The organism is Metabacillus sp. KUDC1714 (genome assembly GCF_014217835.1).
GTDB lineage: Bacteria > Bacillota > Bacilli > Bacillales > Bacillaceae > Metabacillus > Metabacillus rhizosphaerae.
Genome location: NZ_CP055263.1, coordinates 742,455 through 764,934, shown reverse-complemented (window position 1 = coordinate 764,934; position 22,480 = coordinate 742,455). Strand labels below are relative to the sequence as shown.

At 34.1% G+C, this 22,480-nt stretch carries 21 protein-coding genes and 1 riboswitch; of the genes, 16 read left to right on the top strand and 5 right to left on the bottom strand.

What is annotated here, in order from left to right; translation table 11 throughout:
- The first annotated feature begins 5 nt into the window (after positions 1-5).
- Complete coding sequence (locus HUW50_RS03780; RefSeq protein ID WP_066340088.1) at positions 6-1,511, top strand: tripartite tricarboxylate transporter permease; 1,506 nt, start codon at positions 6-8, stop codon at positions 1,509-1,511.
- A 76-nt stretch (positions 1,512-1,587) separates the two neighbouring features.
- Positions 1,588-1,684: riboswitch (yybP-ykoY riboswitch) on the top strand.
- Between the two features lie 114 nt (positions 1,685-1,798).
- Positions 1,799-2,497: a TerC family protein gene (locus HUW50_RS03775; protein ID WP_066340087.1), complete on the top strand. Its 699-nt coding sequence runs from the start codon at positions 1,799-1,801 to the stop codon at positions 2,495-2,497.
- A gap of 81 nt (positions 2,498-2,578) precedes the next feature.
- Here HUW50_RS03775 and HUW50_RS03770 read toward each other — a convergent pair whose 3' ends face one another.
- Together HUW50_RS03770 and HUW50_RS03765 are read right to left on the bottom strand one after the other, a co-directional pair.
- Positions 2,579-3,520 carry an endonuclease I family protein gene (locus tag HUW50_RS03770; RefSeq protein ID WP_260445659.1) on the bottom strand — a complete coding sequence of 314 codons (942 nt, stop codon included), beginning with the start codon at positions 3,518-3,520 and terminating at the stop codon, positions 2,579-2,581.
- Between the two features lie 208 nt (positions 3,521-3,728).
- Entirely contained in the window at positions 3,729-4,724 is a 996-nt protein-coding gene (locus HUW50_RS03765) for a S8 family peptidase (RefSeq protein WP_066340084.1), read from the bottom strand.
- A gap of 429 nt (positions 4,725-5,153) precedes the next feature.
- Here HUW50_RS03765 and HUW50_RS03760 point away from each other — a divergent pair, with 429 nt between their 5' ends.
- The 10 genes from HUW50_RS03760 (at position 5,154) to HUW50_RS03715 (ending at position 15,702) form a co-directional block, all read left to right on the top strand.
- Positions 5,154-5,804, top strand: a complete 651-nt coding sequence (locus HUW50_RS03760) for a J domain-containing protein (RefSeq protein WP_185653705.1) — start codon at positions 5,154-5,156, stop codon at positions 5,802-5,804.
- A gap of 350 nt (positions 5,805-6,154) precedes the next feature.
- Positions 6,155-6,985: a BglG family transcription antiterminator LicT gene (gene licT, locus HUW50_RS03755; RefSeq protein WP_185653704.1), complete on the top strand. Its 831-nt coding sequence runs from the start codon at positions 6,155-6,157 to the stop codon at positions 6,983-6,985.
- A 515-nt stretch (positions 6,986-7,500) separates the two neighbouring features.
- Positions 7,501-9,381 (top strand): beta-glucoside-specific PTS transporter subunit IIABC, encoded by a 1,881-nt coding sequence (locus tag HUW50_RS03750; RefSeq protein ID WP_066340075.1) that lies wholly within the window; start codon positions 7,501-7,503, stop codon positions 9,379-9,381.
- A gap of 303 nt (positions 9,382-9,684) precedes the next feature.
- Positions 9,685-11,094 (top strand): aryl-phospho-beta-d-glucosidase, encoded by a 1,410-nt coding sequence (locus HUW50_RS03745; RefSeq protein ID WP_066340069.1) that lies wholly within the window; start codon positions 9,685-9,687, stop codon positions 11,092-11,094.
- Between the two features lie 99 nt (positions 11,095-11,193).
- On the top strand, positions 11,194-12,606 hold the full coding sequence (locus HUW50_RS03740) for a glycoside hydrolase family 1 protein (protein WP_066340067.1): 1,413 nt from the start codon (positions 11,194-11,196) through the stop codon (positions 12,604-12,606).
- Between the two features lie 103 nt (positions 12,607-12,709).
- Complete coding sequence (locus HUW50_RS03735) at positions 12,710-13,129, top strand: BlaI/MecI/CopY family transcriptional regulator (RefSeq protein ID WP_066340064.1); 420 nt, start codon at positions 12,710-12,712, stop codon at positions 13,127-13,129.
- Positions 13,129-13,977 carry a M56 family metallopeptidase gene (locus tag HUW50_RS03730; protein ID WP_066340062.1) on the top strand — a complete coding sequence of 283 codons (849 nt, stop codon included), beginning with the start codon at positions 13,129-13,131 and terminating at the stop codon, positions 13,975-13,977. Before HUW50_RS03735 ends, HUW50_RS03730 begins: the two co-directional genes overlap by 1 nt.
- A 184-nt stretch (positions 13,978-14,161) precedes the next feature.
- Positions 14,162-14,566 (top strand): DoxX family protein, encoded by a 405-nt coding sequence (locus HUW50_RS03725; RefSeq protein ID WP_066340060.1) that lies wholly within the window; start codon positions 14,162-14,164, stop codon positions 14,564-14,566.
- A gap of 37 nt (positions 14,567-14,603) precedes the next feature.
- Entirely contained in the window at positions 14,604-15,293 is a 690-nt protein-coding gene (locus HUW50_RS03720; protein ID WP_066340058.1) for a DsbA family protein, read from the top strand.
- Positions 15,294-15,300: 7 nt separating this feature from the next.
- Complete coding sequence (locus tag HUW50_RS03715; RefSeq protein WP_066340054.1) at positions 15,301-15,702, top strand: disulfide oxidoreductase; 402 nt, start codon at positions 15,301-15,303, stop codon at positions 15,700-15,702.
- 211 nt (positions 15,703-15,913) lie between these two features.
- Here HUW50_RS03715 and HUW50_RS03710 read toward each other — a convergent pair whose 3' ends face one another.
- The gene (locus HUW50_RS03710; RefSeq protein WP_157094534.1) at positions 15,914-16,000 is read right to left on the bottom strand and encodes a YjcZ family sporulation protein; all 87 of its coding nucleotides are present in this window, start codon (positions 15,998-16,000) and stop codon (positions 15,914-15,916) included.
- A gap of 282 nt (positions 16,001-16,282) precedes the next feature.
- Here HUW50_RS03710 and HUW50_RS03705 point away from each other — a divergent pair, with 282 nt between their 5' ends.
- Positions 16,283-18,199 carry a methyl-accepting chemotaxis protein gene (locus tag HUW50_RS03705; protein ID WP_083964822.1) on the top strand — a complete coding sequence of 639 codons (1,917 nt, stop codon included), beginning with the start codon at positions 16,283-16,285 and terminating at the stop codon, positions 18,197-18,199.
- 504 nt (positions 18,200-18,703) lie between these two features.
- Positions 18,704-19,132, top strand: coding sequence for a hypothetical protein (locus HUW50_RS03700; protein ID WP_066340047.1), 429 nt, complete (start codon positions 18,704-18,706; stop codon positions 19,130-19,132).
- Between the two features lie 180 nt (positions 19,133-19,312).
- Here HUW50_RS03700 and HUW50_RS03695 read toward each other — a convergent pair whose 3' ends face one another.
- Positions 19,313-19,498, bottom strand: a complete 186-nt coding sequence (locus HUW50_RS03695; RefSeq protein WP_066340045.1) for a hypothetical protein — start codon at positions 19,496-19,498, stop codon at positions 19,313-19,315.
- A 416-nt stretch (positions 19,499-19,914) separates the two neighbouring features.
- On the bottom strand, positions 19,915-21,069 hold the full coding sequence (locus tag HUW50_RS03690) for a glucose-1-phosphate adenylyltransferase (protein ID WP_185653702.1): 1,155 nt from the start codon (positions 21,067-21,069) through the stop codon (positions 19,915-19,917).
- 465 nt (positions 21,070-21,534) lie between these two features.
- On the opposite strand from HUW50_RS03690, the gene HUW50_RS03685 reads away from it, so the two are divergent.
- Together HUW50_RS03685 and HUW50_RS03680 are read left to right on the top strand one after the other, a co-directional pair.
- A complete protein-coding gene (locus tag HUW50_RS03685) occupies positions 21,535-22,014 on the top strand; it encodes a GyrI-like domain-containing protein (RefSeq protein WP_066340043.1) in 480 nt (159 codons plus the stop codon).
- Between the two features lie 201 nt (positions 22,015-22,215).
- Entirely contained in the window at positions 22,216-22,416 is a 201-nt protein-coding gene (locus HUW50_RS03680; protein ID WP_066340040.1) for a hypothetical protein, read from the top strand.
- Positions 22,417-22,480 lie beyond the last annotated feature (64 nt).

Below are 22,480 nucleotides of genomic sequence, written 5' to 3'. Positions count from 1 at the left end.
TAAGGATGGAGGTATTTAGTTATCTATTAGCTGGTTTTGAAACGGCTCTAACTTGGCAAAATCTATTGTATTGTTTAATTGGTGTATCTGTTGGGATGCTGGTCGGGATCCTACCAGGTTTAGGTCCTAGTGCAGGGACAGCGCTTTTAATTCCAATGACCTTTGCAATGGACCCAATTCCTGCAATTATTATGTTGGCTGGTATTTTTTATGGATCAATGTATGGTGGTACAATTACAACTGTTTTAGTGAATGTACCTGGTGAGGCAGCATCTGTTATTACAAGTCTGGATGGCTATCCAATGGCAAAGAAGGGACGAGCTGGAGTTGCTCTTGGTTTATCAGCAATCGGCTCTTTTATCGGAGGAACTTTGTCTATCATTGGCTTAGTAATTGTAGCACCGTTATTAGTGGATTTTGCATTGGCATTTGGCCCTCCTGAATTTTTCGCTTTAATTATCTTTGGGATGACAATGGTCATTGGGTTAGCTGGTAAATCAATAATTAAAGGTGCTATTGCAGTTACAATAGGACTAATATTAGCTTTGGTAGGTATTGCTCCTGGATCGGGTATTGTCCGTTTCTCTTTTGGATCTACACATCTCTTAGATGGTTTTGATTTTGTTACGATAGCGATGGGGCTGTTTGGTTTATCTGAAATCTTATTAAGTGCTGAACAGCAACTTAAAAAGCCTGATGATCCTCCAAAGATGGGTGGACTTTTTCCTCAACGAAACGAATGGAAGCCCTCACTTATGTCAATGGGAAGAGGTACACTATTAGGGTTTTTCATCGGATTAATCCCTGGTACCAGTTCAGTTGTTCCCGCCCTCATGTCATATTCATTAGAAAAGAAGCTGGCGAAGGATCCTTCTCGATTTGGTAAGGGAGCAGTGGAAGGCGTAGCCGGACCTGAAACAGCTAACAACTCTTTTTGTGGAGGAGCACTTATTCCATTATTCTTATTAGGTATTCCTAGTTCTGCTACGATGGCAGTGCTATTAGGTGCCTTTATCTTACATGGTCTTACTCCAGGTCCAACAATGTTTGTTCAAAATTCTGAGTTTGTCTGGGCAGTTATCGCAAGTATGTTTATAGGAAATGCTTTGTTGTTATTTATGAATTTACCGATGGCGAAATTGTGGGCAAAAGTTGCAAATATTCCGTTTAAATTACTCTTCCCAATCATCATAAGTGTCTCAATTGTAGGTACATATTCTATTAGTAATAGTCTTTGGGAGGTTGGTGGGTTCCTTGCTTTTGGCATAATCGGTTATTTGTTTAAAAAGGCAGATATCCCTGTCGCTCCGATCGCTTTAGTCTTTATATTAGGAGGATTAATGGAAGAATCACTGTTACAATCATTAAATCTCTTTGATGGCAATCTTTTAGCGATCTTATCAAGGCCGATCTCAGGTACTTTAATTGTTCTTTCTGTTATTGTAATAACTCTTAGTATCATCGCTGGTATTAAGCAAAAGAAAGATAATTTTATGGATGTTGAAGTATAGAATAAGAAAAAATATAGACAGAAGCCCATTTATTACAGTATAATGAAATTAAATAAAAGAACGAACCATAAGAAACTTCCACCGTAAAGGGGAGTAGCGTCAGGATTATCCTGAAACAAAGTCGTCATTACATGAACCTTGTTCATCGGCTTTGTTGGCATATTATTGTGCTTAGCGAGACCTTTGCCACTTTGGCAAAGGTCTCTTTATTTTTGTGGTGAATAACTATTTTTGAATTTATTAGAATTTGAAAGTAGTAAAATATAATTTTTATAGGAGGTACACAAATGGAAATGGAATTTCTCACTGCACTTTTGTCTATTATAGTGATTGATTTAGTTTTAGCTGGAGATAATGCCATTTTGATTGGTCTTGCGGCAAGAAATCTGCCAAAACACCAACAAAAGAAGGTTATTTTATGGGGCTCTGTAGGAGCAATTGCAATTCGAATCGTAGCAACTTTAGCGGTTGTTTGGTTATTAGAAATCCCTGGTCTTCATTTAGTTGGTGGACTTCTATTAGTCATTATTGCTTACAAATTGTTAGTAGATGACAATGATCACGGTGATGTGAAAGCTGGAGATAACTTTTGGGCAGCAATTCGTACAGTTATTATCGCTGACGCATTAATGGGTCTTGATAATGTTTTAGCTGTTGCAGGTGCTTCTCATGGGAATATGCTTCTAGTTGTACTTGGATTATTAATTTCTGTTCCAGTTGTAATGTGGGGAAGTACACTTATCCTAAAATGGATTGATAGATACCCAATTATTGTTACATTGGGTGCAGCCGTATTAGCTTGGACAGCATCAAAAATGATCGTAGGAGAACATTTCTTAAGCGGATTTTTTGAAAATGGCTTTGTGAAATATGGTTTTGAAATTTTAGTAGTTGCAGGTGTTATTTTAACTGCTAAATATGCTCAAAAGAAAGCAGCTGCAAATAAGCAAGAGGAAGCAGTATTATTGAAAGCTGGATCAAACTAAACTAGAAAAAGACGGTCAGCCTCATGTGTTTCGTGAGGTTTGACCGTCTTTTATTTATAATAGGACATGTACATAATCATATTATTTCTGGTTAGTTGAATAATTTTTTCCTAATCCTAATGAAAAATCAATACTTTCAACATACTGAGGAAAATCAATCAGGGGATTTCTATTTTTTTGAATAGAGTAAATAGCCATATTGCGATGTTTTTCATAAGTTGAGACGCGAAAATCATTATGCCACTTTATAAGCAAATCAATGTCTTCATTACTGTATTGGCTGACTTCACCCGGATATCTTAATAAAAAATACAATGTTGCCCTTGCAACCTCACCTTTGCCTCTTTCTGGTTCGAACTTATTATCTTCGTATTTACCGCAATTTGCTCTGATTTCTTCTATTTTCATTTTCGGGGAATAGTCTTTGAAATCATGGTAAGGAAAATTGGATCTTGATGAATTACATTTTATTTCACAAGTAAAAAGATGATGCAAATCTCCTCTCATTGGATTTTCCTTTTCAAACCATGATTGAGGCACAACATGTTCACAATTATACATATTATCACTTTCAATTGACGCAATCGTCTCTTTGACTTTCATCAGATCCTTTAAATCATTTGATAATAAAATTTGATATGCTTCTTTTCTTTTCAAGTCTGCTTCGAAATCCTCTTTCATGACTTGTTCAGGTTCCTTATCCCCTCCTGAATAGATGCTTTTTAATTTTCCATTTAATTGGAGGTCTACCCAAGTATAAAGATAATTTCTTGTTGTTGCATTGTAAGATAGCTGATTAAGATGTGTATTAGTTACTAATAGATTTAGTTGCTTGAACAGTTCCTGCTTGTCCGCTCCAACAAAATTTATCTCTTGGTAATAGCTATTGATTAAAGTTTGATCCTTTTCTTCTTCGTAATATTCGTTTTCATTTACAATTCTTTTTTTATTCTGCTCCAATTCAATTAAAGCTCTTTTTAATTCTACGTTTTCACTAGCGTCCAATCTCTCTCGATTATTCAAAATGCTTCCTCCTTCTGGTATGGAAACTTTCTTGCACTTAGTGATTTGATTAAATAGGTGTTTGACAGTCAGGCTTTCAGTAAACAAAACGGACAATGATATTCTAATCACTATCCGTTAAGTTTAATGGCATCCACAGGTACTAGATTATTCTAAGTGGATAATAAAAGTTGAGTTTCTAGTCTTACTCAATTTTACTACCAAACTATTAATTTTTTGTTTCAATAAGATTAATTCTTGCAACATTGATAATCTCACGTACTTTGTCTACTAAGTCGAGTAAGAGAAAACCATTACCTTCAGAGCTTTTACGATTTCCTAGAGGTAAAGTTCTTCTGACTAGCTGTGCATAGATTTCAGTTTCAATAAGAGGTCTACCAAACTCTTTTTCACTTAAGTTAATAAGTAAAGCTAATGCACCTGCTACGTGTGGAGTTGCCATTGAGGTTCCAGATAGTGACGCATATTGATTATCTAGATATGTTGATACGATTTCAACACCAGGAGCGACAAGATCTACTTCTGCATTTGTATTTGTAAACGGTGCAAGGTTTAAATCATTACTCACAGCACCTACTTGAATGACTTCGTTATAACTACCTGGATAAGAATACTCAAACGTATCTTCTCTATCATCACCTTCATTTCCTGCTGCAACAACGACTGATATATTATGATTAACCGCATTTTGTATGGCTTTATGAAGCTCTGGAACATCATGTGGACCACCAAGTGACATTGAAATGACACGAACTCTTTGGTTTTGTGGACCACGCCAGTCAACAGCATAGTTAATAGCATTTATGATCCATTCATAATCTCCAGAGCCTTCTCCTGTCAAAACTTTTAAACTTAAAATTTTTGCTTTTGGTGCAACCCCTACAACACCTTTATTATTTAAACTAGCAGCAATGGTACCTGTTACGTGTGTACCATGACCATTATTATCTTTAAAAATAGTTGGATTTGAATGATGATCAGTTGTAAAATTTCTTCCGCCGATAATTTGATCCTTTAGATCTGGATGATTCTTGTCAACACCAGTATCAATAACTGCAATAACAATGTTTTCACCATGGCTGCTTTTCTCCCAAATCATAGGTGCTTGTATTAAACGAACACCCTCTGGAGTTTCATTTGTGTTTTCGACAATTGAATTAATCGTATAAGGAACCAATTTGACTTGTAACGGTGTTTTAGTCATGTTTACCTCCCGAATTTGAAATTTTAACTGACCTACTCTTTATGTATACCAAATTGTGGATGGTTTTTAAATGAAAAGCAATAAATTTCTCATTTTTGATTAATTAGCCTTATAAAGTCGCTTAATCGAGGGAAAAAGAACTAATAATCCAACTTGAATTATTGATTTAGCTTACTTTTTCACTGTTTATCATTCTCTTAGACTCTATCATTCGAAATCTACTAAGTATTACTCTTGAATGACAAAATATCGATAAAAATATACAAGTGACAACTTTTATTCATAAGGAAATCAACATGATTTCCTTATGAATAAATACTCATTTTTGAGAATCGGAACAGAAAAAGAATCAAGGTAGCTTATATATATAATAAGTGTCTATATAAAACAAAGTAATGTAATAGAAAAAAACAGAAGGGAGGGAACATTGTGAACACAGATCAAGCATTTTACATGTTAAAGGAAGCAGGATTATCGGATAGTAGAAGCATTCAAACAGTAAGACGTTGGTTAAACGAAGGCAAGGTTAAATATGATGGAACAGGGAGTAGGAATACGGAAGCCTTTTCGGTTTTTGACAATGCAGCTTCAGCGCTAGTTAAGGAAAGAACTGATCAAGATAAAGACAAAGATGAGATCATCCGCTATTTAAAATTAAAAATAAAAGAAAAAGATGTATATATAGAAGGGGTAGAAGAACTACATAAAACAGCAACAAAAGTATTATCCCACCAAAGAGATATGTTAACTAACGAAATAATCCAATTAAAGAATGAAAAAAGAAAATTACATAATGAAACAATGGATTTATTAAAAGAAAATATTCAATTACGAGAAGAACTAATAAAATTAAAAGAAGAAAGGCTTACAGGTGAAAATAGCGAAAATGACAAACTTTACAATACTGTCCAATATGATCTTTTGCAAAAATTCGGTCTATCAAAAAAGGCGAGCAGTAATGAAGTGTTATCAGCATATAAAGAATTACTGAAACTTACTCATCCTGATCATGGCGGCAACACAAAATTATTTCATTATATTAAAACTGACTACGATAATTTTAGAAATAGCATCAAATAATAAGTCATTCATTGTGTAAAATAAAATCAACTATTTATTCGTTAAGACGACATATACAAAGCTAAAAAACATATATACATATAAAATTTATTTACTATCAAAATGCATCAGATAACAATTTATCAGGTGCATTTTTGTTTTTTTCTTAGCTATTTTCTCAAAAAGTTTGATTTCATGAAATTTCTCAATTATATGAAGTAGGATAACGAAGGGATGGAAGAATAAGGGTCATCTAAATATGTTGCTAATGATTTTTTGAGATGGTAACATTTAATCATATAATAAGTAGGATTGTTACTGGTCACACAGGCAAAACCTTAAAACCATGAAATAACGTAAAGGTGATCAAGATGAAAATAGCAAAAATTATTAATAACAATGTCATAAGTGTTTTCAACGATCAAAATGAAGAATTAGTCGTTATGGGTAGAGGGCTTGCTTTTCAAAAGAGACCGGGAGATGACGTTGAAGAAGCGAAAATCGAGAAAATATTTGCATTGAAAAACAAGGATATATCTGAGCGATTTAAAACACTCTTATATGAAGTGCCTATGGAATATATGGATGTTACGGAAGATATCATTATGAATGCAAAAGCAAAACTTGGCAGGGACTTAAACGATAGTATTTATGTTTCTCTTACCGATCATATTAATTTTGCAATTGAAAGAAATAAAAAAGGTCTCGATATAAAAAATGCGTTGCTGTGGGAAATAAAACGACTTTATAAAGATGAATTCTCAATCGGAAAAGAAGCTCTAATCCTAATAGAAGAAAAACTTCATGTTTCTCTACCAGAAGATGAAGCAGGCTTTATTGCGATGCATATTGTAAACGCTGAACTTAATGAAGAAATGCCAAATATCGTAAACATTACAAATGTGATGCAAGATATCCTAAACATTGTAAAGTATCACTTTAAAATCGATTTTAATGAAGATTCTTTGAATTACTACCGTTTTGTTACACACTTAAAGTTTTTTGCCCAAAGACTTTTTAGTAAAACATATTTGGAAAGTGAAGATGATTTTTTATATGAAGCTGTAAAAAATAAGCATAGTGATGCGTACGAGTGTACAGAAAAAATTAATGGTTATATAAAAAAAGAATTTGATTATGAATTAACGAGTGACGAAAAATTGTATTTAACAATTCATATCGAAAGAGTTGTCAATCGCTAATCGGATTCAAATACAAGTTCCTTTTGAGATAATCCCAATTTTTCTTTATTTAAAAGAAAGCGTTGACACATTTTTTATTTCATGATAAATTATGTTCATAAGTTAATTAAATACTTTCAATCATAGGATTGTTACTGATTAAGCAGGCAAAACCTAAATGACGAACAGAGTAGGAAAATGTATTTTTCTTCTGTCGTGATTTAGGTTTTTTTATTTAATTAAATTCTATGAAAAAGTTAAAAACTAAATACGAATAACTATAAAGGATTGTTACTGGTTAAGCAGGCAAAACCTAAGTTACTGTCAATGGAAGGCTATTTATGTCTTTAAAGCATTGATTTGTAATTTAGGTTTTTTTTATTGGTAGCTTTATGGAGGTGAAGGTGACGAAAACGAATGATCCGAACTTATTTTTACTTATTTTGTATAAAAGCCTTTTAATAATTTAAATGGACCGGGGCTGCCACCCCAGTCCAAACAAATTAATTTCCCCCAATAATAGGAGGTATATACACATGGATTATAATAAAACATCAAAAGAGATCTTGCAACTTGTAGGTGGTGAGGAAAACGTTCAAAGTGTTATTCACTGTATGACAAGATTACGTTTTAATCTATATGACAACAGCAAAGTAGATCGTAGTAAATTAGAAAAGGTTTCTGGAGTAATGGGAACGAATGTAAGTGGTGATCAATTTCAGATCATCATTGGAAATGATGTACCAAAAGTTTATAAAGCGATTTTGTCCAACAGTAAACTTAATGCAGATCAAGCAAGTGAGAAAAAATCTGGTGGAAAGAAAAATGTGATAAGTGCCATTTTTGATGTTATTTCTGGTGTGTTCACACCAATCTTACCAGCGATTGCTGGTGCGGGTATGATCAAAGGAATCCTAGCAATTGCTTTGACGTTTGGTTGGATCACTAATACGAGCCAAACTTATATTATATTAAATGCTATTGGTGATGGAGCGTTTTATTTCTTACCAATATTACTAGCTTTTAGTGCAGCAAGAAAATTTGGAAGCAATCCTTATATTGCAGGTGCGATCGGAACAGCGATTTTATATCCGAACCTTACAACACTCTTAAGTTCAGGTGAAAAAATATCTTTTATCGGTCTACCTGTAACGGCTGTTACGTATTCATCGACAGTTATCCCGATCCTTCTAGCAATTTGGATCGCTTCATATGTAGAAAAATGGATTGATAGAATCATTCCAAGTTCATTAAAATTAATCTTGGTTCCAACATTTACTTTGTTAATTGTAGCGCCACTTACTTTAATTGCAGTTGGCCCGCTGGGTGCAATTCTTGGAAACTGGTTATCAGTGGGAATTAGTGCATTGTTTGAACATGGAGGCATATTTGCAGGCTTACTACTCGGTGGTACATGGTCACTTATCATTATGACAGGTATGCATTATGCTTTAATTCCAATTGCACTCAATTCTATTGCACAAAATGGATTCGATTATTTGCTTGTTACAATGATAATGGCTAATTTAGCCCAATCTGGTGCAGCATTTGCAGTAGGCTTACGTAGTAAGAACAAAACATTTAAATCACTAGCATTTTCTACAAGTCTTACTGCTTCAATGGGTGTCACTGAACCAGCAATGTATGGGGTTAATATGCGTCTTAAAAAACCATTTATTGGTGCTTTAATTGGTGGAGCAATTGGTGGTGTTTTCTGTAGCATCTTTGATGTTAAATATTACATTCTTGGAGGAAGTGCCGGATTACCAGGGATCACTTCATTTATCGGTCCTACATTTTTCTATGCATTAATCGGTTTAGGAATTTCTTTTATCGCAGGAACAGTAGTTACCTATATACTTGGTTTTGATGATGTCGAAGGTGAAAAAGAACAGGATAAACCTGCTACTACAAACGTTGTAGATGAAAATATTGAACCAAAAACAGCTGTTATCGTAGCTGCTGAAGAACTTTTCAGCCCAATTAAAGGTGAGGTAAAACCATTAAGTGAAGTGAATGATCCAACGTTTTCTGCTGGAATCATGGGACAAGGTTTAGCAATCCAACCTGAAAAAGGTTTAGTAGTCTCCCCTGTATCAGGAAAAGTAACGACAATATTCAAAACAAAACATGCGATTGGAATTACAAGTGATAATGGAGCAGAAATATTAATCCATGTCGGTTTAGACACTGTAAAACTTGATGGAAAACACTTCATTGCACATGTAAAAGATGGTGATTTCGTAGATGTAGGAGATCAACTTGTTTCATTTGATATGGATGCGATTCAAGCAGAAGGATATGATTTGATTACTCCTATTATCATAACCAATACTGATCGTTATGAAGAAATCAAGCCGGTTAAAGAAGGAAAGGTTAACACAAAAGAATCATTTTTGGCCTTATTAGCTAAATAATTTATTGAATTTAGATTAGGTAAGGAATGAGGCTGATCTCAAGCCAGCCTCTTAAAAATATTGGCTCTTTTCTAAAAGATTGTTGTTTTTGAACAAAACTGATTAGGTTGATTGGAACGGATATGCGAGACTCCTGTGGGAGTAGCGGGACAGATGAGACCCCGCAGGCGCTTCGCGCTGAGGAGGCTCATCGCCCGCCCCACGGAAAGCGAGCATCCTCTCGCTGCAATCAACCAATCCAATACTATTTTAAAAGCAACAAAGTTTGTTAAACAGCCAAAATATTAGACGAGGTGAAGGAATATGACTAAGATGAATAAAAATTTCCCTGAAAATTTTCTTTGGGGCGGTGCTGTAGCAGCAAACCAAATTGAAGGTGCATATACAGAAGGTGGAAAAGGGCTTTCAACAGCAGATGTTTCTCCAAATGGAATTATGAGTCCGTTTGATGAATCAATGAAAAATTTAAACTTATACCATGATGGAATCGACTTCTACCATAGATATAAAGAAGACATTGCATTATTTGCTGAAATGGGTTTTAAATGCTTCCGTACTTCAATAGCTTGGACAAGAATTTTTCCAAATGGAGACGAGCTGACACCAAATGAAGAAGGCTTAGCATTTTACGATAAGTTTTTTGATGAATTATTAAGTCACAATATCGAACCTGTGGTAACGATTTCACATTATGAAATGCCATTAGGACTTGTTAAAAATTATGGTGGCTGGAAAAATCGTAAAGTAATTGAATTTTACGAACGTTATGCAAGAGTTGTATTAGAGAGATATAAAGGAAAAGTGAAATACTGGATGACATTTAACGAAATAAATGTTGTTTTACATGCACCTTTTACAGGTGGAGGACTTGTTTTTGAAGAAGGAGAAAATAAGCAAAATACAATGTATCAAGCAGCACATCATCTATTTATTGCAAGTGCTCTAGCAGTAAAAGCAAGTCATGAAATTAATCCAGACGCACAAATTGGCTGTATGATCGCATCAATGACAACATATCCGGTAACACCAAATCCTGAAGATGCTTTTGCTGCTTTGCAACAGGATAGAAAAACATTATTATTTTCAGATATCCAATCAAGAGGATATTACCCTTCTTACTTAAAGCGATATTTTATCGAAAATGATATTACGATTGAAATGGCTGAAGGTGATGAAGAAATTCTGAAACAGGGCACAGTCGATTATATTGGTTTTAGTTATTATATGTCTTTTGTAGCAACCGCAGATCCTGCAGAATTAGAAAAAGCTTCTGGGAACTTATTAGCTGGAGTGAAAAATCCATATTTGAAATCTTCTGAGTGGGGATGGCAAATTGATCCTAAAGGCTTAAGAATAACATTAAATCAATTATATGATCGTTATCAAAAACCATTGTTCGTTGTTGAAAATGGATTAGGTGCAGTGGATGTTGTGGAAGAAGATGGAACGATTAATGATGACTACAGAATTGACTATTTAAGCGAGCATATTGCTGAAATGAAAGAAGCAATAGCAGATGGTGTTGACCTAATGGGATATACTGCATGGGGTCCAATTGACCTTGTTAGTGCTTCAACAGCTGAAATGAAGAAGCGTTATGGCTTTATCTATGTTGACCGAGACAATGAAGGAAATGGAACATTAAATCGTTTTAAAAAGAAAAGTTTTAATTGGTACAAACAGGTAATTAAAACAAATGGAGAAGAATTATAATAAGTCATGATAATAAGAGAAGATAAGTAAAAATCTTATCTTCTTTCTTTTCAATAGATAATAGATGACTACATATGAAAGAAAACGGAGGAATAGCACATGAAGCATACTAATTTAAAGAAATTCCCTGATGCATTTTTCTGGGGAGGTTCAACATCTGCTTATCAAATTGAAGGTGCTTGGAATGAAGATGGAAAAGGACCTTCAGTTATTGACATGGCAAATCACGTTGAAGGTGTAACTGATTTTAAAGTGGCGAGTGATCATTATCACCGCTATCAAGAAGATGTAGCATTATTAGCAGAATTAGGCTTTAAAGCATATCGTTTTTCTATAGCTTGGACTAGAATATATCCACATGGTTCAGGAGAAGTAAATCCAAAAGGTATCGAATTTTACAATAACTTAATTAACGAACTTATTAAAAATAACATCGAGCCAATTGTGACAATGTATCATTTTGATTTACCATATGCACTTCAACAAAAGGGAGGATGGTCAAATCGTGAAACAATTGATGCATTTGAAACATACTCAAAAACTTTGTTTGCGAATTTTGGAGATCGAGTAAATTACTGGTTAACGATTAATGAGCAAAATATGATGATTCTACATGGTGACGCAATAGGTACAATTGATCCAAATTTAGAAAATCCTAAAAAAGAATTGTATCAACAAAACCATCACATGCTAGTTGCTCAAGCGAAAGCAATGAAATTGTGTCATCAAATGCTCCCTGAAGCTAAAATAGGGCCTGCACCAAATATTGTGTCTATTTATCCTGCAAGTGCTAAGCCTGAGGATGTGTTAGCTGCAGATAATTTTGCAGCGATCCGCAATTGGCTATACTTAGATATGGCTGTATTTGGCCGTTACAATAACGTTGTTTGGAGCTATTTAGAAGAAAACGGGTATACACCAACAATCGTTGAAGGAGATATGGATATTCTGGCAAATGCAAATCCTGACTTCATCGCCTTTAACTATTACACATCTCAATCTGTTGCAGAAAGTACTGGAGATCCTAGTGATATCAATCATACTGGTGATCAGCATATCACTATTGGCGAACAAGGTGTTTATAAAGGTCATAAAAATGAGTACTTAAAAACAAATGAATTCGGTTGGGAAATTGACCCAGTAGGATTTAGAACAACTCTTCGTGAAATCTATAGTCGTTATCACTTACCATTAATTGTGACAGAACTAGGTTTAGGTGCATTTGATCAATTAGAGGAAGATGATATTGTCAATGATTCATATCGAATTGATTTCTTGAAAAAGCATCTTGAACAACTTCAATTAGCAATTAGTGATGGTGTCGAAGTTTTCGGCTTTTGCCCATGGTCAGCAATTGATCTTGTAAGCACACATCAAGGATCAAGTAAGCGATATGGCTTTATTTATGTTAACCGCGATGAATTTGATTTAAAAGACCTCCGTCGAATCCGTAAGCAAAGCTTTTACTGGTATCAAGGGGTCATCGCTTCAAATGGTGATAAATTAGACTAAAATATAAAGAGAAGCTAAAAACAATTTTGGCTTCTTTTTACCTTTCTCTTCTATTGATAAAAAAAACTCCTTACACTACAATATGTAATGGAAGGTGATGAAAATGAACATAAACAATTTTCGCTATGATGAAGTTGGTTTAAATCGGTTCTTTGGTCCTTTAGAAGCAAAAATCATGGACATTCTTTGGGAAGGCTCTGAAAAGAGTATAAAAGAGGTTCAACAGCAGCTTGAAAAAGAAAAAGCGACGAATTTTAATACAGTTATGACCGTAATGAATCGGCTAGTTGAAAAGAAAATACTAGAAAAAAGAGCAGAAGGTAGATCATCGCTTTTTAAACCTGTAAAAACGAAGGATGAATTCATTGAAGAGCAATCAAAAAAGCTAACAGAAAATCTGCTAGATGAATTTGGCGGACTAGTTGTCAATCATATGCTCGATTCTTTGAAAGAAGTTGATCAAAGTTTACTCGATCGACTAGAACAAAAAATTGATCAATTAAAAAAAGGAAAAAGTAAATAATGTGGAGATACAAATCACTAGTCGTTTTAGGTCTAGGTCTTTTCTTTGCGATTTTGCTGTTTGTTCAAATGGGGATGTATGTACTTAATCATTTGTTAGGAACAATGATCAATCTAAATATCTTTCAACTTTGTATAAGCTTATTTAGGGGAAATACAGTTGTTTATCATTCTGTTTTATTAGGTGTAAATACTTTTATTGCCTATACCTGTTTCATTCTTTGTAAAAAAGTAGTCCATCAAGTAATTGATATAAATAGAGTTAAGAAAAAAATTGCATTACTAAAAAATAGTCAGTTGACTGAACAAATAAATAAAAAATACTATCGTAAGCACATGGATATTCATGTAATAAATTGTCATGAGCATATTGCGTTTACCTTTGGGTTTTTTAAACCAACCATTGTTCTTTCTACAGAACTTATTGCGATGTTAGATCATGCAGAGCTAGAAGCAGTTATTTATCATGAATCCGCTCATCAAAGGTACTTTGATCCACTCAAAGTATTTGTTCTCCAAATGATTTCTGAGGTTATGTGGTATATTCCACTGACGAAATGGGCGTATCAAAATTATAAAATTATGATAGAACTTGCTGCTGATGAATATGCGGTTAATCGAATGGGTTCAGAACTGGGACTTGGTAGTGCACTTCTTAAACTTGTAAAAACACGACTAAAAGGGAACGCAACATCTGTACTTGTCCCATTTGCAGATGGAACTGTAGACTTTCGAATAAAACAATTAATTGAGCCAGAGTCGTCAATCCCTGTAAAGTTACAGACAAAATCGGTTTTTATCTCGATTAACATGATCTTGCTCTTAATGGTTTTAATGGTTATTGTTTGAGTGTTTAGCTTAGTGGTTTACTTGATAATAAAGTGTTATGTCTTGACCAATATGTATATATACACTACAATGTGTAGTGTATATATATGAAATAAGCAACAGCATCTTTTTTTTACACACTTACACTACGTGGTGTAGTGTATTGGATGTTGTTTCTATTAAAATATGAAGGGAGAAAAATAAAATGAAGTCTTATGAGGTTGGTACATTTATTCTACGAGTTTTTTTAGGTCTATCATTTGTCATTCATGGTTTAGCAAAGTTTCAAGGTGGGATTGGGAATACAGCAGGTTGGTTTGATAGCATTGGTATACCGGGATTTATGGCGTACATAGTTGCTGGGATTGAGTTACTTGGAGGGCTAATGTTAATTATAGGTTTAGGCACTCGCTATATATCTGCGCTGCTTTTTGTCATCATGATTGCTGCAACAGTAAAAGTGAAATTATCTGCTGGATTTATGGGGAATGGTCAAGGTGCTGGCTATGAATTAGATTTAGCATTTGCAGTGATTGCTCTCTTCCTCTTTCTAAATTGGAAGTCACCTCTATCTCTTGATGCAAAGCTAGCAAATAAAGAAGCGGCCTAAGCTAATTAGAACGAACAATATAAAAGAAGGTGTCCACATGTCGAAAGGAAAGAATAGTAAAAAAAAAACAAAAAGACAATCTCCAAAGATCATTTTCTGGATCGTAGGTTTACTTGCGATCTGTATGGGAGGTTTACTTTTTTTATCAAATACAACATCAAAAGTTGAGGCAATTGATTACAATAAACAACCGTTTCTTGGTGAGGAGTTAGCACCCGTTCAAATTGTTGAGTTCGGTGATTACAAATGCCCAATTTGTAAGAATTTTAATGAGTCATTTCTTCCTCAAATTCAAAAGGATTTTATTAATACTGGGAAGGCTAGATTTTATTTTATGAATTACTCGTTTATTAACGTTGATTCAATTCGTTCGGCGAAATTCGGAGAGGCTGTTTATAAGGAGCTAGGGAATGAAACCTTTTGGGAGTTTCATGAACTTCTATTTAACAAACAGCCTAACGATTTAAAATATGAAAGAATGGATATTTTTACAGAAGAATTTCTTGAAGATGCGCTAAAGGAAATTGTTTCTGAAGAGGAAGCGCAAAAAGTAGTGAAAACATTTCATAATAAAGAGTCCGAGTCAGCTTGGGATAATGATATGAAAGAAGCTAGCAAATTAGAAATAACTGGAACGCCAACTCTTTTTGTGAACGGTAAAAAATTTGAAGGTAATAGCTATGAAGATTTCAAAGAAATGGTTGAAAACGCAGCAAAAGGGGAGTAATTACTCGATGAATAAAGCATTGCTAGTCACATGGATTACTTCTCTCATTGCGACATTAGGAAGTCTGTATTTTAGTGAATTTTTACATTATACGCCATGTACTCTCTGCTGGTATCAGCGGATTCTTATGTATCCACTAACACTTTTACTAGGAATTGCTTTTTATTATGGGGATCGTAAAGTCTATAAATATGTATTGCCGATATCAATTGTAGGAATGCTCATTTCAGCCTACCATTATTCTTTGCAAAAAATCCCAGTACTGCAAAAGTTTGAGATGTGTACAAGTGGTATCCCTTGCTCAGGCGAGTATATAAATGCATTAGGATTTATCACGATCCCATTTTTAGCTTTCATTGCATTTAGTATGATTACGATTATGATGTTCGTCCTTAAAAAAAATCACTGATGATTAATTTTAGGAATCTTTAAATAGGTTCCTATTTTTTATTGTTTTGGAAATTATAAAATTCTTGAAGCGCCTAGCCCCTAGAGGGGCTGGTCAAGGCGCTTGCGCTTTTGTTCTTGAAAAAGAAGCGAGAGAAGATTCTCGCTTCCTAGTAGTGAGTGGATAGTGTAAATAATAGAAGGGGGTTAAAAGAGGATATTACAAGGATTAATTAGTTGTAAAATGATGCACCAACAATAATTAATAGGATAAACAAAACAACGATTAAAGCGAAACTGTTACCTCCATTGTAGCCCATATAGTTCACCACCTTTATTAAGTGATAATACATCTTATGAACAAGGAGCTTGTTTTGAATGGTACATGCATGGAGATAAAAAAAATGGGCGTTTTTTTAGTGAAAATTATGGAGAAATAATAAATAGTTAAAATATATAGAAAAATGCCGATATATATTCATATAGGACATCTAATGCTAAATACAAAAAAGAGAGGTAAAAAAAAAGTGAATAAACAACAATATCGGTTATCAGGGACAAAATTTAATTTGAAAGCAAAATTATATATAACATTTGCAGTTATGCTAATTGTTCCAACCTTAGTAGTGGGTCTCTTAGCATATAATAGTGCGAAAGAACAGCTAAAAGAAGAACTATTAGATGGTGCTGAAGATAATGTTAAGCTACTAAACTCGAATATTAATAACACGATTGCACCTAAAATACACGATACAGATTTTTTCTCAGAAGAAATTAGTGCCCAACTCTATGACAAAGGTAGTGAAAACTCAGAGGTAATATCAAAATTAAAACAGTACATCGATTTACATCCAGAGGTTCAGACAATTTACGTCGGGACAACTGATGGACTTATGATCACGTATCCTAAAATAGAGTTACCGAGTGATTTTGATCCTAGAGAACGACCATGGTATCAAGAAGCAGAACAGAAAAAGGGAGAAAGTATCGTTACTAGTCCATACATTGATGTAGATTCGGGTGATATGGTAGTAACAATGACTAGAACATTAAATGATGGTTCTGGTGTAATAGGTATTGACTTAAATATAAAAAATTTAAAAGCAACAACGGAAGAAGTTAGAATTGGGAAAGAAGGATATGCGATCCTTTTAGATGCACAAAAAAACTTTATTGTAAGTCCAATAGCGGAAACCGGTTCACAGGCAAAAGAAACATTTTATAATAATCTCTACACAGAACCGTCAGGACAATTTCAATATAAATTAAACGGATTGGCAAAAGAAATGTACTTCCTCACAAATGAACTCACAGGCTGGAAAGTAGCAGGAACAATGTTTTCCAATGAGGTAAATGATACAGCAAAGCCAATATTAAATACAACAATGCTTATTATCGCGATATCGGTCATTGTTGGTGCTGCAATAGTAGTAGTTATTGTGTTATCCATAACAAACAGACTAAAAGATTTGCAGCAAAAAGCAAAAAAAATAAGTGAAGGTGATCTAACTGAAAATATCAAAATTACCTCAAAAGACGAGATTGGTGATTTAGGACAGTCATTTAGTGATATGCAGTCTAGCCTTCGTACATTATTAAAAACGGTAGAAGATAATTCGGTACAGGTTGCATCAGCTGCAGAGCAACTTACGGCTAGTGCAGAACAGACAGGTATTGCTACACAGCAAGTTGCAACTGCCATTCAAGAAGTAGCTGGTAGTGCTGAAAAACAAACCTATGGTATAGATAAAAATGTTGATTCTCTTGAAGAAATCTCACAGGGCGCAAACATAATTGCTCAGAACTCTTTGAATGTAACAGATCTTTCAAAAGAAACGATCTTTAAAGCCGAAGAAGGAGGAAAATCTGTTAAGAAAACGGTTGACCAAATGAACTCTATTTTTCATTCAGTCAAAGAATCTAATGAAATGATTCAATCCCTTTCAGATCGGTCTAAAGAAATCAGTTCAATAGTAGAAGTGATTACTGGTATATCAGATCAAACAAACTTATTAGCATTAAATGCTGCGATTGAAGCGGCAAGAGCTGGTGAAGCAGGTAAAGGCTTTGCGGTAGTGGCGGATGAAGTCAGAAAGCTAGCAGAGCAATCACATGTTTCCGCCCAACAAATCGTTCAACTCATCCATGCGATTCAGCAAGACACTAAAAATGCTGTAAACAAAATGTCTAAAGTAACAGATGATGTTAAGGATGGTTTAACGGTTTCAGATGAAGCCATAAAAAAGTTCCAAGAAATATTATTAAGTATGAAAGAAATAACCCCTCAGATGGAATCTGTATCAGCAACCGCTCAACAAATGTCTGCAGGAGTACAAGAAGTAGCAGCAACAGCAAATGAAATAGCGGATGTTGCAAAAAGCAATGCCGCAACATCTGAGGAAGTAGCAGCATCGACTGAGGAACAATTAGCTTCAATGGAAGAAATAACGTACTCTGCCAAATCACTCTCAACTATGGCAGATGAATTGCAAAGTGTGATCCAAAAATATAAATATTAAAGAGAGTAAAAAACTATTAATGTAGAGGAGGATAATTCAAAATTCTTTATATAAAGACTTTGGGTTTGCCTCTATAAAATTAATAAAAGGATCAAAAAACAACCTTCACTCAAGGTGAAGATAAGCTTGGAATAGTGTTTGAAAGCTTAGGATTAGGAAAGCCAAGCTTAAATACAGAAGTGAATAGCTAATGAAATAAGGAAATTAACTTTCCTTTTTCTTTAAAAATGACTACCAGTCCGAAGTATTATCGTGCTGGTTTTTTAACGTTTTGGTGACTTGAACAGTAGTATTGTATGTCTTTAGACCTTGAAACAAAAGATAATATCGGAATTATTCTAAATAGGTAAAATTCTACTAAAAATTAACATGAAAAAAGTCATAAAATATGATTGAATTACCATATTGTTCTTAATAACGGTGCGTATTATACTATAATAAGAACGGATTTTGAGTAGTTCTAAAACACTAAAACCAAATGATTGCATGGAAGGAGGTGAAACTTTGAGAATAGTTAAACGTTTTTTGTTTAGTTGTTTACTTATTTGTGCATTGTCCATTCCAGCTTCTACATTTGCAACATCTGGTAGTACATATTCAAACCAAAATTTCTTTCAAACTGTTTTTGATTTTATTTTTTCCGAAGACAATGGAGCGGAGTATTGGGGAAATAAGAGTTCGAATGGAAATGATTGGTTTGATTATGAATGGGTTAATAGTTATGGCCAAAACCAGTGGGACGATTGGAAAGAAGATCGGGATGATCAAGACTTGGGGAATTGGGATGGCTGTCTAAAACATGAGAATCGTTGTATTGAGTCTATCGATATTTGGAGAGATTGGTACTGTGGCAAGGAAGATAAAGATCATAAACATGATTACGCATGGGCTAATAATAAAGGTGATAGCTGGGATAAATGGAATTGGTGGTAATACATTGAATATGTAGGCTGATATTTTTATTTATATTGTGAATTATTACGACTTGCCTTTGGGTAGGTCTTTTTTTAATTCCTCTTGTCTAAGAAGTATTAGCAAAGACCTACCTGAAACATTGATAAATAATTAAGATTCCCAATAAAAGAACACACTACTGTTAATCATTTCCACAAATTAAGAACGCTGGATTCCAGAAGTAGAATAACTTTTAATCATCTTTTGTAAATTTCTATGTCCTTCGCGTAATTTAATTGTTTCTTCTATAATTTTTTGAAATCCTTCCAAGTCTTTATCGGATGCATTTAAAACGGACTTCGGAAGACCTTCAGCGATTTGTTGTAAGGTTATATCGTCTCTCAACAACAACTACCACCTTTCCTTAATTTGATAGACTAATATTTTGTCCTCTTTAATATTTTACGGTGAGGATCGCTTTTTCCTGCATGTAGCAGATAAAATTTATCTACATCTATCATCAGATTGTATGAAGAAAGGTGAAGAATATTGTTTTTTTAACAAATAACGACGGAAAATTATGGGGCTCTTGCGCTTTTGTTGCATCTATTCTTTTAATCTATTTATCACTTTATCTAATTCGCTCGTTAGATTACTTAAATCATTGACTACTTTAAATGTCTCTTCTGTCAGTTTATGTTGTTCATCTGTTGTACTTGCCACCTGTAAAGTGCTTTTTACAGCACGGAGAATCAATAATAAAAAATACCTATTACCCAGTTTGACGGAGTGGGGAATAGGTATTTTTTATATAATATGTATTAAATAACACTTGATAAAACACGCTTATTTTGTTGTTTATGAATATTTTCACCAACTAGAGTAATGCCATTGGAGGTAAGGTCAACATCGTCTTCTACCAAGACTCCTGATCCAACCACGGCTTTTTCGATATGTACATTATCTCCTATTACTGCATTCGGTAAAATGACAGAATCCTTAATAATTGCTCCTTTTCCTACTTTTACGCCACTAAAAAGTACGGAATTTTCAACAGATCCATAAATTTCGCAGCCCTCACTGATAAGCGACTGTGTCACTCTTGCATCTACATCAAGATACTGTGGAGGATGGGTTTGTTCAACCGTGTATACCTTCCAATCTTTTTCATTAAGAAGAATATTAGTTTCCCTTTTAAGTAAATCCATATTTGCTTCCCAAAAACTATCGATTGTTCCAACATCTTTCCAGTAGCCATTAAATTCATAGGCAAATAGTTTAAGATTATTTTGAAGCATAGCAGGGATTATGTCTTTCCCGAAATCTTTCGTGGAGAATTGATTGTGTTCTTCTTGTTCTAAATAATATTTTAATGTCTTCCAATTAAAAATGTAGATTCCCATGGAAGCTAAATTTGAGGTAGGATTTTTTGGTTTTTCAGCAAAATCTATGATTTGACCTGTATTTTCGTCCGTTTTCATGATTCCAAATCTACTTGCTTCATTCCACGGAACTTCGATGACCGAAATGGTGGCATCTGCTTTAGACTTCACATGCTGTTGAAGCATTTTGGTGTAATCCATTTTATAAATATGATCACCAGAAATAACGAGTACATGTTCAGGGTCATATTGTTCGATGATATGTTTATTTTGATAAATAGCATGTGCAGTGCCTTCATACCAGCGCTCCCCATTTTCACATTGGTACGGAGGGAGTACACTTAAACCACCTTCTCTTTTGCTTAAGTCCCATTCCTTTCCATCTCCAATATAACTTTGAAGAACATGTGGGTGATACTGGGTTAGTACTCCAACTGTATCGATGCCAGAATTTCTGCAATTGCTTAATGTAAAATCAATGATTCGGTATTTCCCGCCAAAGGGAACGGCAGGTTTTGCTAAGTTTTCTGTTAAGTCTTTTAATCTTGTTCCTCTTCCACCAGCTAATAGCATTGCAATACATTGTTTCTTCAAAGATTGTCCCTCCTGAAAAAAGTTTCTTGATTTTATATTAAGCTTTTATAAGCGATCTTCTTCCCACAACTTATAAAAGTATTCTAACTCTTCCTCATCGATAGGAACTTGTTTATGTTCCTCATCATGGTTTACTGAATAAACGAACTCTTCCATTGAAATCCTCCTCTAAGTTGTCCTAATCAACAGGTTTTATCATAACAAAATTCAAGTATTATAATAATCAAAATATTACGCCTAATTTAGATCAGTCTCGACAAATGGGAGGGAATAACTACGTTTCGACGTTTTTATTTTAGATAATCTTGTAGAAATTAACATGATTCTTAATAAATTTGTCGAAACTTTTTTAATAGATATAGATAGTTTGGGTTATCATTCGTTTCTTTCACTAGTGTTAAGATGATAAATGGGGAGATATTAAAATCTTATTCTTTCAAATTCAAAATAAAAGGAGATGAGGAAATGAATTATAAAATAATTCAAGAGGAAGCATTTGTTATTATTGGAAAGGGTTTTAGAGTTTCAATGGAAAATGGTGAAAATAACAAGAAAATCCCATTACTTTGGAAAGAATCTAATCAAAATGGATTTTCAGAAGCTCTTGCAAAGCAAGCTGGTGATTTAGGTTTATTGGGGGTTTGTTTAGACTTTAATCATCAAGAAAATGAATTTACTTATTTTATTGGCGCTGAGAAAACAACAGAACACTTTTTACCTGATTGGGAACTAAGAAAAATTCCTGCAGCGACATGGGCAGTTTTTGAATCCATAGGGCCAATGCCAGATACTATACAACAGGTCTGGAAAAATATATATTCTGAATGGTTTCCTTCTACTGGATATGAGCATGCCAATGGACCTGAATTTGAAAGTTATTCTGAAGGTGATCCAAATTCAGAGGATTATCGCGCGGAAGTTTGGATTCCAATAATTAAAAAATAAGTAGTTTATCAAAAGAGTTTTGCATAATCAGATTTATTGCGACGTGATTCTGGTTGATTTAAAAATTAAAACCTCTTACTTAACGTTTCCCTTTATCTTTGCTAATAACCATAATGTTATAAATAAATTTAGACAATCAAGTTATCACCTTGTCCTCTGCATTTGAATATACTGTAGGAAAAATACAACAGGGTGATGCAGGTGAAAATTGTTAAGTTTTTTACTGACTGGTATCATGCTTATAAGGAGAAACACATTGCTAAAATGAAAGAACAGGGAAAGTGTCCTGTATGCCGTGGGCATGGTTTTTCTACAATAACAAGTCCTTATACAGGAAATACAATTGACTGCCATTTGTGTAATGGAACTGGCTTGTATGCCGAATGGGAGAAAAATAAATAAACAAATGAACCTTTTGAGAACTTCTGACTTCAGTTAGAAGTTTTTTATTTTGTCCTGCATAAAA

What these genes read in the sequence shown, in the direction of transcription:
- HUW50_RS03780 (WP_066340088.1), top strand. Translation starts at nt 6, where the DNA reads ATGGAGGTATTTAGTTATCTATTAGCTGGTTTTGAAACGGCTCTAACT.
- HUW50_RS03775 (WP_066340087.1), top strand. Translation starts at nt 1,799, where the DNA reads ATGGAAATGGAATTTCTCACTGCACTTTTGTCTATTATAGTGATTGAT.
- HUW50_RS03765 (WP_066340084.1), bottom strand. Translation starts at nt 4,724, where the DNA reads ATGACTAAAACACCGTTACAAGTCAAATTGGTTCCTTATACGATTAAT.
- licT (WP_185653704.1), top strand. Translation starts at nt 6,155, where the DNA reads ATGAAAATAGCAAAAATTATTAATAACAATGTCATAAGTGTTTTCAAC.
- HUW50_RS03750 (WP_066340075.1), top strand. Translation starts at nt 7,501, where the DNA reads ATGGATTATAATAAAACATCAAAAGAGATCTTGCAACTTGTAGGTGGT.
- HUW50_RS03745 (WP_066340069.1), top strand. Translation starts at nt 9,685, where the DNA reads ATGACTAAGATGAATAAAAATTTCCCTGAAAATTTTCTTTGGGGCGGT.
- HUW50_RS03740 (WP_066340067.1), top strand. Translation starts at nt 11,194, where the DNA reads ATGAAGCATACTAATTTAAAGAAATTCCCTGATGCATTTTTCTGGGGA.
- HUW50_RS03735 (WP_066340064.1), top strand. Translation starts at nt 12,710, where the DNA reads ATGAACATAAACAATTTTCGCTATGATGAAGTTGGTTTAAATCGGTTC.
- HUW50_RS03730 (WP_066340062.1), top strand. Translation starts at nt 13,129, where the DNA reads ATGTGGAGATACAAATCACTAGTCGTTTTAGGTCTAGGTCTTTTCTTT.
- HUW50_RS03725 (WP_066340060.1), top strand. Translation starts at nt 14,162, where the DNA reads ATGAAGTCTTATGAGGTTGGTACATTTATTCTACGAGTTTTTTTAGGT.
- HUW50_RS03720 (WP_066340058.1), top strand. Translation starts at nt 14,604, where the DNA reads ATGTCGAAAGGAAAGAATAGTAAAAAAAAAACAAAAAGACAATCTCCA.
- HUW50_RS03715 (WP_066340054.1), top strand. Translation starts at nt 15,301, where the DNA reads ATGAATAAAGCATTGCTAGTCACATGGATTACTTCTCTCATTGCGACA.
- HUW50_RS03710 (WP_157094534.1), bottom strand. Translation starts at nt 16,000, where the DNA reads ATGGGCTACAATGGAGGTAACAGTTTCGCTTTAATCGTTGTTTTGTTT.
- HUW50_RS03705 (WP_083964822.1), top strand. Translation starts at nt 16,283, where the DNA reads ATGCTAATTGTTCCAACCTTAGTAGTGGGTCTCTTAGCATATAATAGT.
- HUW50_RS03685 (WP_066340043.1), top strand. Translation starts at nt 21,535, where the DNA reads ATGAATTATAAAATAATTCAAGAGGAAGCATTTGTTATTATTGGAAAG.